General features: G+C 60.0%; 15 protein-coding genes. 7 read left to right on the forward strand and 8 right to left on the reverse strand.

What is annotated here, in order from left to right; all coding sequences use genetic code 11:
* Positions 1–120 precede the first annotated feature (120 nt).
* The 6 genes from ACTJJX_RS32440 (at position 121) to ACTJJX_RS32465 (ending at position 8,617) form a co-directional block, all read left to right on the forward strand.
* Positions 121–762 (forward strand): recombinase family protein, encoded by a 642-nt coding sequence (locus ACTJJX_RS32440; protein ID WP_003148687.1) that lies wholly within the window; start codon positions 121–123, stop codon positions 760–762.
* On the forward strand, positions 752–2,353 hold the full coding sequence (locus ACTJJX_RS32445) for a type I restriction-modification system subunit M (RefSeq protein ID WP_003148685.1): 1,602 nt from the start codon (positions 752–754) through the stop codon (positions 2,351–2,353). Before ACTJJX_RS32440 ends, ACTJJX_RS32445 begins: the two co-directional genes overlap by 11 nt.
* Positions 2,343–3,680, forward strand: a complete 1,338-nt coding sequence (locus ACTJJX_RS32450; RefSeq protein ID WP_395549474.1) for a restriction endonuclease subunit S — start codon at positions 2,343–2,345, stop codon at positions 3,678–3,680. The genes ACTJJX_RS32445 and ACTJJX_RS32450 overlap by 11 nt, the downstream gene beginning before the upstream one ends.
* Positions 3,673–4,608, forward strand: a complete 936-nt coding sequence (locus ACTJJX_RS32455; protein ID WP_003148682.1) for a hypothetical protein — start codon at positions 3,673–3,675, stop codon at positions 4,606–4,608. The genes ACTJJX_RS32450 and ACTJJX_RS32455 overlap by 8 nt, the downstream gene beginning before the upstream one ends.
* A gap of 95 nt (positions 4,609–4,703) precedes the next feature.
* A complete protein-coding gene (locus tag ACTJJX_RS32460; protein ID WP_395549475.1) occupies positions 4,704–7,820 on the forward strand; it encodes a type I restriction endonuclease subunit R in 3,117 nt (1,038 codons plus the stop codon).
* A gap of 5 nt (positions 7,821–7,825) precedes the next feature.
* A complete protein-coding gene (locus ACTJJX_RS32465; protein ID WP_042855636.1) occupies positions 7,826–8,617 on the forward strand; it encodes a hypothetical protein in 792 nt (263 codons plus the stop codon).
* Here the strand turns inward: ACTJJX_RS32465 and ACTJJX_RS32470 are convergent.
* The 8 genes from ACTJJX_RS32470 to ACTJJX_RS32505 all read right to left on the reverse strand — a co-directional run bounded on the left by ACTJJX_RS32470 (position 8,564) and on the right by ACTJJX_RS32505 (position 15,589).
* Positions 8,564–8,869 (reverse strand): GIY-YIG nuclease family protein, encoded by a 306-nt coding sequence (locus tag ACTJJX_RS32470; RefSeq protein ID WP_071567699.1) that lies wholly within the window; start codon positions 8,867–8,869, stop codon positions 8,564–8,566. The two genes, ACTJJX_RS32465 and ACTJJX_RS32470, sit on opposite strands and share 54 nt — an antisense overlap.
* Positions 8,862–10,196: a hypothetical protein gene (locus tag ACTJJX_RS32475; RefSeq protein ID WP_145991811.1), complete on the reverse strand. Its 1,335-nt coding sequence runs from the start codon at positions 10,194–10,196 to the stop codon at positions 8,862–8,864. Before ACTJJX_RS32475 ends, ACTJJX_RS32470 begins: the two co-directional genes overlap by 8 nt.
* Entirely contained in the window at positions 10,171–10,644 is a 474-nt protein-coding gene (locus ACTJJX_RS32480) for a helix-turn-helix domain-containing protein (RefSeq protein WP_003148665.1), read from the reverse strand. The genes ACTJJX_RS32475 and ACTJJX_RS32480 overlap by 26 nt, the downstream gene beginning before the upstream one ends.
* Before the next feature lie 6 nt (positions 10,645–10,650).
* Positions 10,651–11,841: a tyrosine-type recombinase/integrase gene (locus tag ACTJJX_RS32485; protein ID WP_023442562.1), complete on the reverse strand. Its 1,191-nt coding sequence runs from the start codon at positions 11,839–11,841 to the stop codon at positions 10,651–10,653.
* A 346-nt stretch (positions 11,842–12,187) separates the two neighbouring features.
* Positions 12,188–12,985, reverse strand: a complete 798-nt coding sequence (gene cbpA / locus ACTJJX_RS32490) for a cAMP-binding protein CbpA (protein WP_003095096.1) — start codon at positions 12,983–12,985, stop codon at positions 12,188–12,190.
* Positions 12,986–13,089: 104 nt separating this feature from the next.
* Positions 13,090–13,362, reverse strand: a complete 273-nt coding sequence (locus ACTJJX_RS32495) for a TfoX/Sxy family protein (RefSeq protein ID WP_003095094.1) — start codon at positions 13,360–13,362, stop codon at positions 13,090–13,092.
* 225 nt (positions 13,363–13,587) lie between these two features.
* Positions 13,588–13,935, reverse strand: a complete 348-nt coding sequence (locus tag ACTJJX_RS32500; RefSeq protein ID WP_003095090.1) for a pentapeptide repeat-containing protein — start codon at positions 13,933–13,935, stop codon at positions 13,588–13,590.
* Between the two features lie 91 nt (positions 13,936–14,026).
* On the reverse strand, positions 14,027–15,589 hold the full coding sequence (locus ACTJJX_RS32505) for a bifunctional aminoglycoside phosphotransferase/ATP-binding protein (protein ID WP_003095088.1): 1,563 nt from the start codon (positions 15,587–15,589) through the stop codon (positions 14,027–14,029).
* Between the two features lie 212 nt (positions 15,590–15,801).
* Between ACTJJX_RS32505 and mrcB the strand changes: the two genes are divergently transcribed.
* Positions 15,802–18,126, forward strand: coding sequence for a penicillin-binding protein 1B (gene mrcB, locus ACTJJX_RS32510; RefSeq protein WP_004352653.1), 2,325 nt, complete (start codon positions 15,802–15,804; stop codon positions 18,124–18,126).
* Positions 18,127–18,139: the final 13 nt, after the last annotated feature.

An 18,139-nucleotide genomic window follows, 5' to 3' on the forward strand; every position in this document is an offset into this window, starting at 1 on the left:
CAGTCGGCTTCTGACGTTCAGTGCAGCCGTCTTCTGAAAACGACAAAACGACACCCGGATCGGCTTGCTCAAGCGTAAGAAATGACGTAAAACAATCAACGTACACATAAGGTACGTTTTATGATCATTGGCTACGCACGAGTCAGCACTCAAGACCAGAATCCGCAGCTCCAGCTGGATGCGCTCGGAGTGGCCGGCTGTGAGCAGGTGTTCCATGAGAAGGCCACCGGCAAGCTGCGCGAGCGTGTCGAGCTGACCGCCTGTCTGCGATCCATGCGCAAGGGCGACACCCTGGTGGTCTGGAAGCTCGACCGGCTAGCCCGGTCGCTCAAGGATTTGGTCGAGATCATCCATGACCTCGACAAGCGCGAGATCGGCTTCCGCTCTCTCACCGAGTCGATAGACACGACGAGCGCAGGCGGCCGGCTGGTATTCCACCTGTTCGGCGCTCTGGCCGAGTTCGAGCATGCGCTGATTCAGGAGCGCACCAAGGCCGGACTGGCAGCAGCCCGAGCCAGGGGACGCAAGGGAGGCAGAAAGCCGTCCCTCTCCCCGACCGATGTCCGCAAGGCCGCTGCCATGCTGGCAGACCCGTTGATTACCAAGACCGAGGTTGCCAGCCACTTTGGCGTCTCTCGCGTCACCCTCAATGCCGCCCTGGCCCGTGATGGCTACAGCGGACTTCCTGGCACCGACAGCGGCGCAGCAGGGAAAACCACGAAACGCAGAAGCAAGGCAAAGGATCAAGCTGATGACCAGTGAAGAGTTCAAGAAGACGCTGTGGGATACAGCCAACAAGCTGCGCGGCTCGGTGTCGGCGGCTGAATACAAGTACCCCGTGCTGGGCTTGGTATTCCTCAAGTATGTGTCCGACCTGTACGACGCTCAGGCTGGGGTGATCCGGGAGCGCCTGGCCGACCCGTCATCGGAGCTGTACATCGAGGACGAGGAGCTGCGCGCCGAGAGCGCTGCCGTCTTCATCGAGGACAAGACCTTCTTCACTCAGGACAACGTGTTCTGGGTGCCGGCGGAGGCCAAGTTCAGCAAGCTGCTGGAGAAAGCGGCGGCAGCCGATTTCGCGCAGCAACTCGACAAGGCCATGGCGCTGATCGAGGCGGAGAACCCCAGCCTTAAAGGCGTGCTGTACCGCGAGTTCTCACGGCTGGAGCTGGAGCCTGGCAAGCTCGGCGAGCTGTTCCAGCTGATCGCCAAGCTGAAGTTCGACCCCAAGCAGCACGGCAGCCGGGATGTGTTCGGCGAGGTCTACGAATACTTCCTTGGCCAGTTCGCGTTGAACGAGGGTGCCCGTGCCGGCGAGTTCTACACGCCCAAGAGCCTGGTCACCCTGCTGGTGGAAATCCTCGCGCCGTTCAAGGGCACCATCTACGACCCGGCCTGTGGCTCAGGTGGGATGTTCGTGCAGTCGGCCAAGTTCAAGGATGCCCACGCCAAGCAGCTTGGCTCTTCGGGTGATCTGCCGATCTATGGTCAGGAGAAGATGGCCGAAACCCGCCGCCTGTGCCTGATGAACCTGGCTGTGCATGGCCTGGAAGGCAACATTGGCCAGACTTACGGCTCGACCTTCACCAACGACCAGCACAAGACGCTGCGTGCCGACTACATCCTGGCCAACCCGCCGTTCAACATCTCAGATTGGGAGGCCGAGAAGCTGCAAGACGACCCGCGCTGGGTGCATGGCATTCCGCCCAAGGGCAATGCCAACTACGCCTGGTTGCAGCACATGCTGGCCCGTCTCTCCAGTCGCGGTCGTGCGGGCGTCGTGCTGGCGAATGGCTCGATGTCTTCGCAGCAGTCCGGCGAGGGCGAGATTCGCCAGAACATGGTCATCAAGGATGTAGTGGAGTGCATGGTCGCCCTGCCAGGGCAGCTGTTCTCCAACACCCAGATTCCCGCGTGCCTATGGTTCCTCTCCAGGGACAAGCGTGTCGGCCCGAACGGCAAGGCGGATCGCAGCAACCAGATTCTCTTCATCGACGCCCGCAAGTCAGCCTCCAGCCGTATTTCGCGCACCCAGGTCGAGTTCACTGACGCTGACATGGCGCGCATCGCGCAGACCTACCACCGCTGGCGGAATACCGTGTTCAGCGATGGTGAGTCCTACGAGGATGTACCGGGCTTCTGCTACTCGGCCAGCTATGAGGATGTGCAGAAGCATGGCTTCGTGCTGACGCCGGGCCGTTATGTTGGTGCCGAGGAAGTGGAAGATGATGACGAGCCTTTCGGCGAGAAGATGGATCGTCTGACAGATCAGCTCGTATCGTTGATCGCTGAGCGCAATTCGATTGAGCAAGACATTCTCCAGAAGTTGAAGGGGATGGGCTATGAGTTTTGAGCTTGTCCATTTAGAAGATCTTGCAGCCCCTATCAAAAATGCAATAGTTGGCGGCCCGTTTGGCTCAAATCTTGTCTCCAAAGATTATGCCGAAAGTGGCGTTCCGGTAATTCGCGGGCAAAATATGGGGCGGCGGTGGATTGCAGGGCCATTTGCTTTTGTTTCTCCGGATAAGGCAGAGTCCCTCAGTGCCAATAAGGCTCGGCCTGGTGATCTGGTCTTTACTCAGCGAGGCACACTGGGCCAAGTGGCTATTGTTCCGAGCGGAGCTTTCCCAGAATATATCGTATCGCAGAGCCAGATGAAGATTACGCTCAACCCTGCGAGGGCTGATGTAAAATTCATTTACTATGTGTTTTGCTCCCAAGAACAGCTTGACCATATAAAGAATACTGCAATCCAGACCGGGGTTCCGCATACCAACCTGGGGCTTCTGAGAAAGACGCCACTCAGGCTTCCTCCACTTGCTGTTCAAAGAGAAATAGCCGAAGTTTTAGGCTCTCTTGACGACTGCATAGCTATCCTGCACGAAACCAACGCCACCCTAGAGGCCATGGCCCAAGCCATCTTCAAGTCGTGGTTCGTCGATTTTGACCCAGTGCGTGCAAAGGCTGAAGGTCGCCAGCCCGAGCGTATGGACGGAGCTACGGCAGCGCTTTTCCCAGATAGCTTCGAGGACTCTGAACTTGGAGATGTGCCAGCGGGATGGAGTGTTTTTCCTATTGGGGAATTGGTCAAGTGTGTTGGAGGAGCAACTCCTAGCACAAAGAATAGTGAGTTCTGGGAGCCTGCAGAGTTTGCCTGGACCACCCCTAAGGACTTATCAGGTTTGCAGTCACCTATTCTTCACAAGACGGAGAAGATGGTTTCCTCGAAAGGTGTTCTAAAAATCAGCTCTGGACTTCTTCCGGCCGGGACGCTGCTTATGTCATCTAGGGCGCCGATTGGATATCTTGCTATTTCATCTATTGCTTTTGCAGTAAATCAGGGGTACATAGCAATTCCACCCGGCGGCAAGCTATCGCCACTCTACCTGCTGCACTGGTGCAGACAAAACATGGAATTAATCAAAAGCCATGCAAACGGGTCAACATTTATGGAGATAAGCAAGAAAGCATTCCGTCCGCTTCCTGCCATGCTGCCTTCCGTAGAAGTTCTGGCAGAGTTTACCAAGAGAGTAAGTCCGATTTTTGAAAGCATTGCGGCAAATGATCGTCAGATTAATTTGCTGGCAGAGATCCGCGACACCCTGCTGCCCAAGCTGATTTCCGGCGAGATTCGTCTTCCCGAAGCCGAATCCATTGTCAGGAGTGCTGTGAATGCATGACTACCCTCTCCATGCTGTGGAAACGGACGTGCTGCTCCACGAGGGCGATCTGCTCGTGGAGCTGGCTCGCCGGCCAGGCGTCGAGATCCTGCCGCTGCTCAAGGGCCGGCTTGCCGGCCTGCTCAAGCCAGATATCACCTCGATCAGCATTGCCGACGATGGCCTGGTCAGGGTGCTGAGCACTGAGCTGGATCTCAGCGAGTGTGGCGGCGAACCACCGTTCGCAAGCATGCGGCCTGTACAGCGCACAGCCCTGAACCTCTTCGAGGCGGTGACGGTGCCGCGCAGCGTGAGAGAGGCCATTGACCCAGCCCCAGGCCTCAGCCCCGTCATGCTCGAATGGGCCGTGCAGGCCTGCCTGGAGCCTTCCGTGGCCATGTCGTTGCGACTGGTCGATGAGTCGGCCTTGCCGCTGCTGGAGGCTTATAGCGCAGCGGATGAACTGGAGGCTGACCTGGATGAGCACAAAACAGCCGTCAAGCTGCTGCTCGATATGGGCAATGCCTTTGCCGGGCTGCTGCTGCCCACGCTGGATCGCAAAGTCATCGAGGCCTCGATTCAGAAGTTGAGCGGAATGCCGCCCTTTGGCTTCGTAGACGGCTGTGATTCCTACTGGGTGGAAATCTGTTCGCTCGACGCGGGCTTCATGTTCGCAGAGCAGGTCGCTGCCGATGTGTGGGCAAAGGTCGAAGAAGCACTTGCGGAGCTAAGCGCAGAAGAGCGCTTGGCGCTCCTGCTGACCAAACAGGACTGCGATGACTGGCTGCATGACCGTATCGGTAACCTAAGCACGCCGGAGTACATCCAGCTCCTTGAGCCGTGCCTGGATACCGAACGGCTGCTGAGCGATCTGGTTGAGGGCGTTCTCCATGAAGCTGCCGGCCAGGGGGCTCTGCGGGCCTCTGGGCAAGGCGAATTGTTTTCCTAGGTTGATCCTGCAACCATCAGCACTTTGCCATTCGGCGCCCGCTGTAGAGCCTTTGGCCGCAGGGGGCGCTATCTGCCGAAGGACGATGTGCGGGAATGAACGAAAACCATCTGGAGCAAGCGTGCCTGGGGTGGCTGGAGAGCCTGGGGTTCTCCAGCCTGAAAGGAGAAGTGGTCTCCCCTGGCGGCACGGAAGGCGGGCGCGAGAAGTATTCCGAGGTGGTGCTGCAAAACCGCCTGCGCGATGCCATCGAAAGGTTGAACCCTGGGGTCAGCAGTGCGGAAGCTGATGCTGCGGTATCCAGGTTGGCCCTCTACGCCGCGCAGTCGTTGGTCGATGGCAACAAGCAGGTCTACGACTGGATACGCAATGGCGTGCCAGTAGAGCGCATTGAGAGTGATGGGACACGAACCTTTCCACTGGTGCGGGTGATCGATTTCGCCGGCCCGAACGATCTGCTGGCCGTTCAGCAGTTCACTGTGCATGGCCAGCAGGTCAGGCGGCCGGACATCGTTCTGTTCGTGAATGGCCTGCCGCTGGTGGTGATCGAGCTGAAGAATCCGGCCGATCCGAACGCCGATATCCTGTCGGCCTTCAATCAGATTCAGACCTACAAGACCGACATCCCGCAGCTGTTCTACTTCAACCTGCTCAACATCATTTCCGATGGTGTTGTGGCCCGTTACGGCTCGCTCACGGCTGATTTCAACCGCTTCTCGCGCTGGCGGCTGCTCGGTGATGAAGTCGCGCCCAAGTCGCTTCTGGAGCTGGAAGTGATGGTGCGGGGCCTGCTCAACGCCGAGACGCTGATGACCTTCTTCCGGGGCTTCGTCGCCTATGGTGGCACCGATGGTGGCGCGTCCTTCAAGATCATTGCCCAGTGGCACCAGTACAGCGGTGTACTCAAGGCCGTAGAGCGTGCAGTCGGCGCGCTGCTGGAGCGCCATGATGGCAAGGGCGGTGTGATCTGGTTTACCCAGGGCTCCGGTAAGTCGCTGCTGGCACTGTTCTATGTGATGGCGCTGCGCGACAGGCCGGAGTTCAAGAACCCCACAGTCGTGCTGGTAACCGACCGTAACGACCTGGATGGGCAACTCTTCGAGACCTTCGCTGACTGTAGGTGGTCTCTGCGAGCTACGCCCAAGCAGGCCGATAGCCGCGACGAGCTGCGCGATATGCTTTCGTCTGTCGAGGCTGGTGGCGTCTTCTTCACCACGATCAACAAGTTTGCCCCGGAGCGCGGTCAGACCAGCGTTCCCGAGCTGTGCGGACGCTCCAACGTGATCGTGATCGCTGACGAGGCGCACCGTACCCAGTACGGCTTCAAGGCCTCGCTGGATACCAAGAGCGGCACCACCAAGTACGGCCTGGCCAAGTACATGCGCGATGCGCTGCCCAAGGCCATTTACCTGGGCATGACCGGCACCCCCGTCAGCGACGATGACCGCGACACCGAAGAGGTGTTCGGTAGCTGCGTTGATATCTACGACATGATCGCTGCCCAGGAAGACGAGGCCGTCGTTCCGGTCAGCTACGAGTCGCGGATCATCGAGCTGCGCTTCAACGAGGCCGAAAAGCAGGATCTCTTGGAGGAATTCCTGGAGGCGACCGAGACAGAGGACGAGAGCGAGCAGAACAAGACGGCCAGCCGCCTGACACGGCTGGAAGCACTGGCCATGGCCGATGGCCGGCTCACAACCTTGGCTGAGGATTTCGTCGCGCACTGGGAGGCTCGCAAGGAGGCCATTGCCGGCAAGGCCATGGTGGTTGCCATCTCGCGTGAGGCGGCCGTTCGCCTGTTCGAGGAAATCGTGGAGCTGCGTCCCGAGTGGGAGGGCAATGACCTCAACTCCGGGCGGATCAAGATCATCATGACTGGCTCCTCTGCTGATCCCGAGGAGTACCAGAAGCACCGGACGAACAAAGCTCAGCGAAAGCAGCTGGAAAAGCGCTTCAAGGACGAGAATGACCCCTTGGAAATCGTCATTGTCCGCGACATGTGGCTGACCGGCTTCGATGCTCCGCCCGTCCACACGCTGTACGTTGACAAGCCGATGCAGGGACATGGACTGATGCAGGCCATCGCTCGTACCAACCGTATCTGGAAGGACAAGCCGGGTGGCTTGGTGGTGGACTACATCGGCATCGGGCATGAGCTGCGCGAGGCCATCAGGCGTTACACCAAGGCTACTGGCGATGACCGCGAGCCTGTCGATATCAGCGGCCAGGCCCTCAAAATCCTGCTCGACACCCTGGACGTGATCCGCCGCGAGTTCTTCGCCAAGTTCGACTACAGCGGCTTTGAGGACCCTCTGAAGGCCCTGGCGCTGCTTGGCGGCGCAATGGAGCATCTGATCAAGCTCAACCCGGAAGCTGACGAGAAGGGCCGCAACAAGGGCGTGCGGGCCTATCTGGATCAGGTCGTCAAGCTCACCAAGGCGCAGGCCCTGGCTGGCACATCGGCGCAGGCGATGGCGGTACGCGAAGAGATCGCCTTCTTCCAGGCTGTGCGTGTTTGCCTGATGAAGCTGACCCGCTCCGGTGAGACCCGCTCCCAACTGGAAAAGGAGGCTGCTCTGCGTCAGCTCGTGGCCAAAGGGGTGCTGGTCGATGGGGTCAAGGACATCTTCGCCACGCTGGGCATGAGCAAACCTGACATCTCGCTGTTGGACGAGGATTTCCTAGCGCAGATTCGGAAAATGCCAACCAAGAACTTGGCCGCTGAGCTGCTGAGCCGCTTGGTGGCCGATCAGGTCAAGGCGCGGGGGCAGAAGAACGCTACCCAGGCGAAGCAGTTCACCAAGCGCCTGGAAGAGGCGATCAACCGCTACCAGACCCGTGGTCTGACGACCGCCGAAGTCATCGAGGAGCTGATCAAGCTCGCCCAAGAGATCAACTCGGCCAAGCCCCCGGAGGGCCTGAGCGAGGAAGAGTTCGCGTTCTACCAGGCGCTTTCCGAGAACGAGTCGGCGGTTCGCGAGCTGGGGCATCCGGTGTTGAAAGCACTGGCCCTGGAGCTAACCGACAAGCTGCGGAAGTCGGCCACGATCAACTGGCAGAACCGCCAGTCGGCACGAGCGAGAATGCTGGCGATGGTCAAGGTACTGCTGGCCAAGCATCGCTACCCGCCGGACAAGGCGCTTGAGGCGACCGAGAAAGTGATTGCGCAGGCTGAGCTGTTGGCCGATGCCTGGGCATTCGAGCATCCCTGACTGCCATGCCAATCCTTTGCTATGAAATCACGGGTTCGGCATCCCCGAACCCGCGCAGTACAACTGGGGCCGAGGACGGCCAGCTCTCCGCAGTTCTCAAGGTTGATCACGAAGCAGCCACCGCGCAGGTCTACTCTGAGCTTGTGGCGAATCGCCTGGCGATGTTTCTTGGCATTCCTGTGGTTGTTGGCGTGCCTGCGCGTGCTGCCACGGATGAGCGCCTGCGCTTTGCTGCCTTGCGCGCAGCGGAAGCCAGCCTGAACGTGTACGACTTCACCGATGACGATCACGCTGACCCGGATGCGGACGAGTATGCCGAGGTGGTTTTACCTGAGGGCATGCACACCCAGTCTGGGCATGCCTACGCCATCAAGAGCCTATGCGAGAAGTACCCGTTGGAGACTGCACAGATTGCCGTGTTCGACCTCTGGATCGGCAATGAAGATCGAGCGCTCAACTTCAAGGCCGAGCTGTCCAATCAGGACCGTGGAGTCATTTTCGCACTGGATCAGGGATCGTCTCTGCTGGCGTGTCGCCGAGGAATTGACGAGTCTCTCGTCTGCCTGGAGCGCGACGATCAGCCGACTTTCCATCCATTCCAGAAGCTGGTCAACGCCCGTTACTGCGGTGCGATGGTCGAGCGGATCATGTCCATGCCGGACTGGGCGATCCTATCTGCAACGACCTATGACGACACCGTAGGCAACGTGATGCTGCATGAGCAGTTCGCCACCTATGAAGTGCTACTGCGGCGGAAAAAGCTTCTGGGCGATCTCGTCGATCGGGTACTGCTCTGACCAGAGGCGGGCCAAGGTCCGCTTGTAAGCTGCGGGGAGACGTTTGACCTGTAGTTCCACCTGACGCGCCTCTCGCTGGCTGGGAAAGGGCTTGGCGGCGATGAGCCCTTGCGGTGAGTCGAGCTTTGTGAACAGCGCGCCCTGACCCTTCTGGTGGGCCAGGATGCGCTGATCCAGGCAGGGGGTGACCCCTGTATAGATCCGCTTGCTACGACATTCCAGCATGTAGACGAACCATGTTGCGTCAGTCATCGGCTGTGCCCAGGATGTGCTTGTTACGCTTCTTGATGAACTCAGGGTCAAGGCGGCAATGAATGTCGGTGGACAGCAGCTTTTCCAGTTGCACGATGTGCGGCATCGAAACGCCCATGGCGTGGTGCAGTGTTATGCGATCAAGGTGTCCACGCATCATTGCCGAGAAAATGGCTGAGTTACGCAGGATTCGTGTTTTTCCTTGGAACGTCCTGTCAATGAAATTTGCTTGTGCCGGAATGTGTCTGGCAAACAGCTTTATCAGTGAGCGCTCTTTGGATGGGGTTTCTGCCCAGTCTGGCTTTATTTCAGAAAGGACTCCAAGGAGTATCTTTTCGATGCTCTTGGGGACGGAAAGCCAAGCCTGAGCAGGCTTGATCACGACGTGGCCATCGTCGTGCATTTCAACGCAGTCAAGGTTGAGCTTCAAGGCTGCGGTAGCTGTCATTCCCATTCGACACACAAGCCATGCAGCAAGGTACTCGGCGTCCGTTGTACGTGAGCGGATCTCTGCGAGAAATCGAGAAAGCTCTTCGGGCATCATCAGCTGAAAGTTGTAAGGTGGCTTGGTGGAAGGCTTTGACTTTTTCCTGCCTCGGCCATCTTGGAACTTTTGTCGGGTGTCAATGAATCGATAGAATCGTAGTATCGGTCTGATTTCTTCTTTGGAGCATTTTTCAAAAAATACCACGATGTCTCGTTTTTTGACCGCATCCCAATCGGTGACGCCATTGGAATGAAGGTAATGTGCGAGGCGTATCGGTCCTCCCAAGGCTCTGGCTGCATACTTTTCAGAACGAGAGTGGCCTTTCTCTGTGAGAATTTTATAGCGTCTTTCGAGGTTTTTTTTGTAGGCGTTAAGTTTTCCTCGGAGCCCTTCGGGAAGCTCTTCAGAAATTGATCTGTCCCTAAGTGGGGCTCTTATTTCTGTGGGTGGCAAGAGGGAAATCTGCTTTGCCAGATATACCGACAGCTCTGTTGATGCTCGGTTGATCAAGATGTGCCGCTCTTCGGGGAGCAGCGAGGCAAGATAGTCTTGAACTTTGGTTTCAGACTGATCCTGTGCGTGGCCAAGACCGGCCAGTAGGCTGATGAAGTGCATCATTTCATGCCCCGAGTGTTTCCGGGAGCGCAGAGACTCTACACACAATTTCAGCAGGCTGCCGTCAGGTTGATTACCCCAGCATTCGCTTGGGCGTTCTACATTGGAGCGCATGCAGTGGTCAGGGGCAGGGCCGTGCCACGCCGCTCGCTGAAAGCGACCAGCGCAAAGCTTGCAGTCCACGATAAGCGGCGGACGCTTAGTCGTTCTTGATTTTTCCTGCATGGAGGTGCGATACCTTCGGGCCTACAATGTCTTCTAGATTTTCGGGCTGTTTCCCACGGATTGACTTGGTGCGCTTGCCTTCCTTCGATGTGGAGATGGCTGTATCGGCGGGTCTCTCCTCCGTGGTGTCGCTGCCTAGCCTTTGGAGTCGAATGACGCCGTATCTGAACGGTTGCAGGCGGCTTCTAAGCTCTTCAACAAAATCCTCCGAGGCCTCGGTGACATTGGTTTCAAACAGATCTCCAGGAAGGCACTGCAACTCATTGCAGATCGCTTCTATCATCGAAAGGCTCAGCGATACATCGTCGGATCGGAACTTTCGGCTGAGAGCGGTTCTGGTGATTGGCCATCCTTGGTTTTCAGTGAGCCGCTGAGCCATTTCCTCGAAGGTGTTTATGCCTGAGTCTTTCATCAGGACTTCCAGGCGATTACCCAGCTTGATCTTCATTTCTTATCAATCCTCGTCATCAAAAAAGCTGCTAAACAACGTAAGCGGGGCATTCGCCTCGTTAGCGGCATCCAGCGGCGCTGGGTGGTAGTACCCCAGTGTTGTATAGAGATTTTTGTGTCTCATGTATTTTTGCGCTACTTCTGCGGAGAATACGCCGACCATGTTCGTGCAGCCGGTATGTCTGAGAATGTGTGGCGTCAGTTTGTGGTGCGTGAGACCTGCCTTGACTGCCAAGCTGTTCAGGCGGTTGCGGAAAGCGTTGGGGTCGATGACGCCACCACGCTCGCTTGGGAATAGGAGGTTGGCAGTCGCATACTCTTTGTCGTCGTAGTGGCAAAGTCCGTTTCCAGAGCCCTTCCGGCGGAGGAGGATTTTTTGCCGTATGTTCGCCAGATACCACATGAGCAGTTCATAGATCTCAGGCTCACGCATGGGGATAGTGCCTGTAGCGTCATTTTTCCCGGTGATGGTGAGCGTTCCAAAGTTCTGGAAGGCCTTCATTCTGGGGTCGTGGCTGGCCTTGAAGTCATGCAGCTGAATAGTGACCAGTTCGGATACGCGCAGAGCAAAATGGATTGCGAGGTGAAACATCACACGGTCACGCTGCAGCGGTAGTAGCGACTTGCTACGGGCCGCATGTGCAGCCTTTATGTCGAAGATAAATTGTTGATCGATAGCATCAATTTCAACGGGTGTCAGAGCCCAGGCCTTGGGCCGGGCGGCATTCGATTTGTGCCGCTTGACGGCGATGCCGTTTTCCTCAGTGACGAACTTGATCGGGCGAACCTTGAAGGTTGCCTGGATTTCGTTGATCCGCTCCATGTCGAGCATATAGGCCTGGAAGGAACGCCAACCAGCACAGTAGACGGCCACCGTGGAGGGAGCCAGTTGCTGGCCGTCCTTGCTCATGCGCGACTCGAAGAAGCGAGTGACGTGGACGGGCTTGAGTTCCCAAGGGGCTACGTGAGCGTGGTTCAGCAAGCGGAAAAGATTGGAGGAGTGGCACTCGACGCTTTTTTTCTTCAGCCCGTCCAAGTGGAGGAGCTGGGCCTCCCAGTCACGGATCAGGTTGGTAGCGTAAACCAGTGCTTCGCCGCCCAAGAAGCTCAGGCTACGGGCGTTGCCGGTTGTCCGGCCACTTTGCTTAGTGGCTGAACTATTGGCTGTGCGGTCCAGGTTCGCTACGTTCTTCATGTGCACAAACGTAGCTCAAATGGTTCGTTCGTGCAATATTTGCACGCATAAATTTTAGCCCAGCTCGACTCATCGCATAGATTCTGGGAAAAACCTCCTGAGCGTGCAAATCCTGCACGATAATAGTAATGATAGTAAATATAAAAAAAGACCCGGCAAAGTGCCGGGTCAAAAACCGTGATTAGCCTGATGAGGAGATAATCTGAAGAGTCCGACTGCGTGGGTCTCTCAGCTTACCGGCTGATCTCGCGACCAGTTGAGTGACATAATAATGATTCTCATTTCCATGTCAAACGCTTTCGCCAAACTTTTCTGCTAGCTAGTCGCGAGCCCTCTGGAATGGGCCTCAGGCGCTGCGGCGCAGGCGCAGCTGGGTCACTTCCCGGTTAAGCAGGTCTATCCGCCGGGCCATGCCTTCGATCAGGCTATGGGCGATTCGCGGGTTGTTCTGCATAAGGCCGAGGAACTGCTCCTTGGGAATCACCATCACCGTGCAGGGTTCGCTGGCGACCACCGTGGCGCTGCGTTTCTCGCGAGTGAACACGGCCATGGCGCCGAAGATCTCGTCCTTCTGCACATCGCCGACTTTCTGGCCGTCCACCAGCGCTTCGGCATGCCCCTCGATGATGATGAACACATGATCCGCATCGTCGCCCTGGCGGATCAGCGCCTCGCCCGCGGCAAAGTGGCGGAAGCCGGTGGCCGGGCGGACTTCCGGCTGCTTCAGGTGCGCCAGCGCATCGCCGAGCAGGGCAGTCTGTCCGATCAGGTACTGCAATAGCAGTTCCTGACGTTCCTGGTCAGCATGGATGTGCTGGAGCAGCGCATCGCGCGAATAGGGCAGCAGGCGGATCGGTTCTTCGTTGGCATGCCGGCAGGCGGGGAGCTCGAGTCCGCGTCGAAGGCCGAGGAGGTCGCCTTCCTGGAGGTAGAACAGTGGGCGTTCGTCGACCAGCGCATGCAGCAGGCCGCTTTCCACCAGGAATACCTGGTCGGCGGGCAGCTCGCGTTCCAGGTCGTCGCTACGTTCCAGTTCCAGGGCGGGGCCGCTGGGTGCCAGGCCTTCGAGCAAGCGGTGAGGGATTCCCTGCAGGCGATTGATCAATTGGTCGGCATAAGCCGGTTGCTCGCCGAGTAGATACATGGCCATTTCCTTGAGCTGCCTGGTCGGGAGAGGAGGTACGAACGTCCACGAGACGATAGGTGGGCGCCCGGGGGGAGTAAATATCTTCCCGTGGCAGGTGTGAGCTAGCTCTTGTTTCGCACGGGGAAAGTCTCCAGCTCGCCGAGCAGTGCGGCCTTGTGGTCTGGGGACAGCTCGTTCCAGTGAACGTCGAGGAGTGCGCCTTCGATGGCATAGAGCAGGACTTTCGAGGCTCGGAAGCCGCGCGCGCGGACCGCGCGATAGGCTCCCACCGAGCCGAGCCGACGCAGATCGGTGGCGCTGTGGATACCCACGGCATGCAACCATTGGGTCGAGGTTTTCCCGAGGTTTTTCAGGTTCAGCAGTTCGTCGTTCATCGTCGGTCCTTGCGATGCCGCTCAGAAGCGTGATGGCGCGGAACTGCCTGGAACCGGTCCGGAGCCGACAGGGCCGGCGCGATGGAGCGAGATGGCCGACGTGAGCGGCCTTCGCCCTTACGATCCGGCGTAGGCGGTCCGGGACCGATCCTCAGCCGGCCGGGTACCTGCCAGAAGTGTAGCGGCCTCCCGGCAAAACGTGGCCTGGCGTGGTCCTTCCGCTTCTCAGGGCTCCGGCAGGTAGCGCAGGCGGGTGCCGAAGTTCACCGACATGCGGATCTCGTCCGGCGCCAGGCGCAACGGGAAATACGTACCGGATATCTGCGCATGGGCCAGGCTGGCGCCCTCCAGGCGCGCCTCGCGCAGATCCACGCCGCGCAGGTCGGCGCCGCGGAAATAGGCATCGCTGAAGTCGACGCGGGCGGCATCCAGCAGACGCAGGTCGAGGCCGCGGAAGTCGCCGCCGGCCAGGTCGATCCAGCCGTCGGCCGGCTTCTGTCGGTTGAAGCCTTCGATGTCTTCGGCGTGGAGCAGTTGGTAGAGCGGCGAGTCGAGCTGACGGGGCGAGTTCATGGGCGGCGTCCTGTGCAGATGGCTCGCCGTGAGTATAGAAGAGCAGCGGCACGGCGCCCGCCCTGGAGGGGCGGGCGCCATGGCAGTTCGTTCAGAGACCGGGCAGGCGCTGGCGAATGCCGTCGACCAGCCCGTCGAGGCTGGCCGCGTCGTGGGTGTCTACGCGCTTGCTCTGGACCGTCTCCGCCGCTGTCAGCGGCTCGCGGGTAGCCTGCTGGGTGCGGATCACGTCGAGAGTCGCGTCGGACGGATCCTTGCCTTCCGCCTGGCGTTGCGCAAGCCAGCCGGCGATCACCGCTTCGGGCGCCTGGCAGTCGAGGATCAGGAACGGCACGCCGGTTTCTTCCGCGATGTGGCAAGCGGCCTGGCGCTGATTCTGCTTCAGGTAGGCGGCATCGATCACCACCGGATAGCCGGCCTGGAGGATCTTCGCGGCCAACTGGTGAAGGTGCGCATAGGTCGCTTCGCTGGCCTGGCTGCTATAGATGCCGGCGGCGAACTGGCCCCTGTCGTGTTCCGGCTGCTCGCCGAACAGACGCTTGCGTTCGATATCCGAGCGCAGGCGCACGGCGCCCAGAGCCTCCACCAGACGCATGGCCACCTGGCTCTTGCCGACCGCGGAGACACCATGGGTGACCGCCAGGAAGCGCGAGGGAATGGCGCTGTAGCTTTCCGCCAGGTTGGCGTAGTTGCGGTACTGGCGCAGGGTCGCGGCGCGCTGCACGGCATCGGTCTGGTAGCCGAGGCTGAACAGCGCGACCTTGGCGCGGACCATGGCGCGGTAGGCCTTGTAGAAGTTCAGCAGTTCCAGGGCCTGGTAGTCGCCGGTGTGTTCCAGATAGAGGCTGACGAAGCGTCGAGCGTGGCACTTCAGGCCGCGATCTTCCAGGTCCATCGCGAGGAAGGCGAAGTCGGCGCAGACATCGGTGAAGCGGAACGGTTCGTTGAATTCGATGCAGTCGAACAGCACTACCCTGCCGTCGATCAGCGCGGCGTTGCCCAGGTGGATGTCGCCGTGGCATTCGCGGATGAAGCCCTTCGCCTTGCGCTCCTGGAGCACCGGCAGCAGGCGTTCGAAGCTGCTTTCCGCCCAGGCTTCGAGGGCATCCAGCTGTTGCAGGTCGGCCTTGTCCTTGAGCAGCGGGCGAACCTGCTCGAAATTCTGCCGCACCGGCGCCATGCAGGACTCGGCGGTGCCCAGCGGGTGCTCCAGCGGCACCTTCGGAGTGTTCTGGTGGAAGTGCGCGATCTGCTCGGCCAGTTCGTCAATATGCTGGTTGGACAGTTCGCCGCGGCCCTGGATTGCCGCCAGCAGGTTGTCCTGCGGGAACTGGCGCATCTTCAGCAGGTATTCGATTGCCTCGCCGTCGCCGCCGATCCGCGGCGCCTCTTCGCTGCCGGTGATCGGCAGGACCTCCAGGTAGAGATCGTCGGTGAGGCGCTGGTTCAGGCGCAGCTCTTCGTTGCAATAGAAGCGGCGCTTGTCCAGGCTGGTGAAATCGAGAAAGCCGAAATCCATCGGCTTCTTGATCTTGTAGGCGTAGGGACCGGTCAACAGGACCCAGGAGATGTGCGTCTCGATGACCTCGAAGCGCTCCACCGGGTGGGGGTAGAGGGCCGGGTTCTGCAGGGCGGCGATCAGGGTCTGGCTCACGGGATATCCTTGCCTCTGAAATATGCGAAAACCCGCATTATGGCGGGAAGGGGTGACAGTGCAAACCTCGCTGGCGGATAGCAACCATTTGCCGGATCGCCGGTCGAATGCGCCGCGCTGCCGCCGCGTCTATCCACCGGGGCCGCGCAGACCGTGGATGCCGCCGATGCGGTGTCTGTCCGCTGTGGATAAAGTACGTATAATGCGCCGCCATGACGCGTCCCCGATCCCCCCGTTCCCGTAACAGCAAAGCACGCCCGGCACCCGGCCTGAACAAATGGCTCAGCTGGGCTCTCAAGCTCGGCCTCGTCGGCCTGGTGCTCCTCGCCGGCTTCGCCATCTATCTCGATGCCGTGGTGCAGGAGAAATTCTCCGGCCGGCGCTGGACCATCCCGGCGAAGGTCTATGCCCGCCCGCTGGAGCTGTTCAACGGCCTGAAGCTGAGCAGGGAAGACTTCCTGCGCGAACTCGACGCCCTCGGCTACCGTCGCGAGCCCAGCGTGAGCGGCCCTGGAACCGTATCGGTGGCGGCCAGCGCGGTCGAACTCAATACCCGTGGCTTCCAGTTCTACGAAGGCGCGGAACCGGCCCAGCGCGTGCGCGTGCGCTTCAACGGCAACTACGTCAGCGGGCTGAGCCAGGCCAACGGCAAGGAACTGGCGGTGGCGCGCCTTGAGCCGCTGCTGATCGGCGGCTTGTATCCGGCGCACCATGAGGATCGCATCCTGGTCAAGCTCGACCAGGTGCCGACCTACCTGATCGACACCCTGGTCGCGGTCGAGGATCGCGACTTCTGGAACCACCATGGTGTGTCGCTGAAGTCCGTGGCGCGGGCGGTGTGGGTCAACACCACGGCCGGCCAGTTGCGCCAGGGCGGCAGCACCCTGACCCAGCAGTTGGTGAAGAACTTCTTCCTGAGCAATGAGCGCAGCCTGAGCCGCAAGATCAACGAAGCGATGATGGCGGTGCTGCTGGAACTGCACTACGACAAGCGCGACATCCTCGAGTCCTATCTCAACGAGGTGTTCCTCGGCCAGGATGGGCAACGAGCGATCCATGGCTTCGGCCTGGCCAGCCAGTATTTCTTCAGCCAGCCGCTGGCTGAGCTCAAGCTGGACCAGGTGGCGCTGCTGGTCGGCATGGTCAAGGGACCGTCCTACTTCAACCCGCGGCGTTACCCGGATCGTGCGCTGGCGCGGCGCAACCTGGTGCTCGACGTGCTCGCCGAGCAGGGCGTGGCGACCCAGCAGGAAGTCGACGCCGCCAAGCAGCGCCCGCTCGGCGTTACCCGGCAGGGCAGCATGGCCGACAGCTCCTATCCGGCCTTCCTCGACCTGGTCAAGCGCCAGTTGCGCCAGGACTACCGCGACGAGGACCTGACCGAGGAAGGGCTGCGCATCTTCACCAGCTTCGATCCGATCCTGCAGGAGAAGGCCGAGACCTCCGTCAACGAAACGCTCAAGCGCCTCAGTGGGCGCAAGGGAGTCGACCAGGTCGAGGCGGCGATGGTCGTGACCAATCCGGAAACCGGCGAGATCCAGGCCCTGATCGGCAGTCGCGACCCGCGCTTCGCCGGCTTCAACCGGGCCCTGGACGCGGTGCGGCCGATCGGTTCGCTGATCAAGCCGGCGGTCTACCTGACCGCTCTCGAGCGGCCGAGCAAGTACACCCTGACCACCTGGGTGCAGGACGAGCCCTTCGCGGTGAAAGGCCAGGACGGCCAGGTCTGGCGACCGCAGAACTACGACCGGCGCTCGCATGGCACGATCTTCCTGTACCAGGGCCTGGCAAACTCCTACAACCTGTCCACCGCCAAGCTCGGCCTCGACGTCGGTGTGCCCAACGTGCTGCAGACCGTCGCCCGGCTGGGTATCAACCGTGACTGGCCGGCCTATCCGTCGATGCTGCTGGGCGCCGGTTCGCTCAGTCCGATGGAGGTCGCCACCATGTACCAGACCATCGCCAGCGGCGGCTTCAACACGCCGTTGCGGGGGATCCGCAGCGTCCTCACTGCCGACGGCCAGCCGCTCAAGCGCTATCCGTTCCAGGTCGAACAGCGCTTCGACTCGGGCGCCGTCTACCTGGTGCAGAACGCCATGCAGCGGGTCATGCGCGAAGGCACCGGGCGTTCGGTGTACAGTCAATTGCCGTCGTCGCTGACCCTCGCCGGCAAGACCGGCACCAGCAACGACTCGCGCGATAGCTGGTTCTCCGGTTTCGGCGGCGACCTCCAGGCTGTGGTCTGGCTCGGTCGCGACGACAACGGCAAGACGCCGCTTACCGGCGCCACCGGTGCCTTGCAGGTGTGGGCCAGCTTCATGCGCAAGGCGCATCCGCAATCGCTGGAAATGCCGATGCCGGAGAACGTGGTGATGGCCTGGGTCGACGCGCAGACCGGGCAGGGCTCGGCGGCGGATTGCCCGAATGCCGTACAGATGCCCTATATTCGTGGCAGCGAGCCCGCCCAGGGCCCAGGCTGCGGGAGCCAGAACCCCGCCGGCGAGGTGATGGACTGGGTACGTGGCTGGCTGAATTGATCCGAGAGGACCT

It is taken from the genome of Pseudomonas sp. 22490 (assembly GCF_052044465.1).
GTDB lineage: Bacteria > Pseudomonadota > Gammaproteobacteria > Pseudomonadales > Pseudomonadaceae > Pseudomonas > Pseudomonas aeruginosa.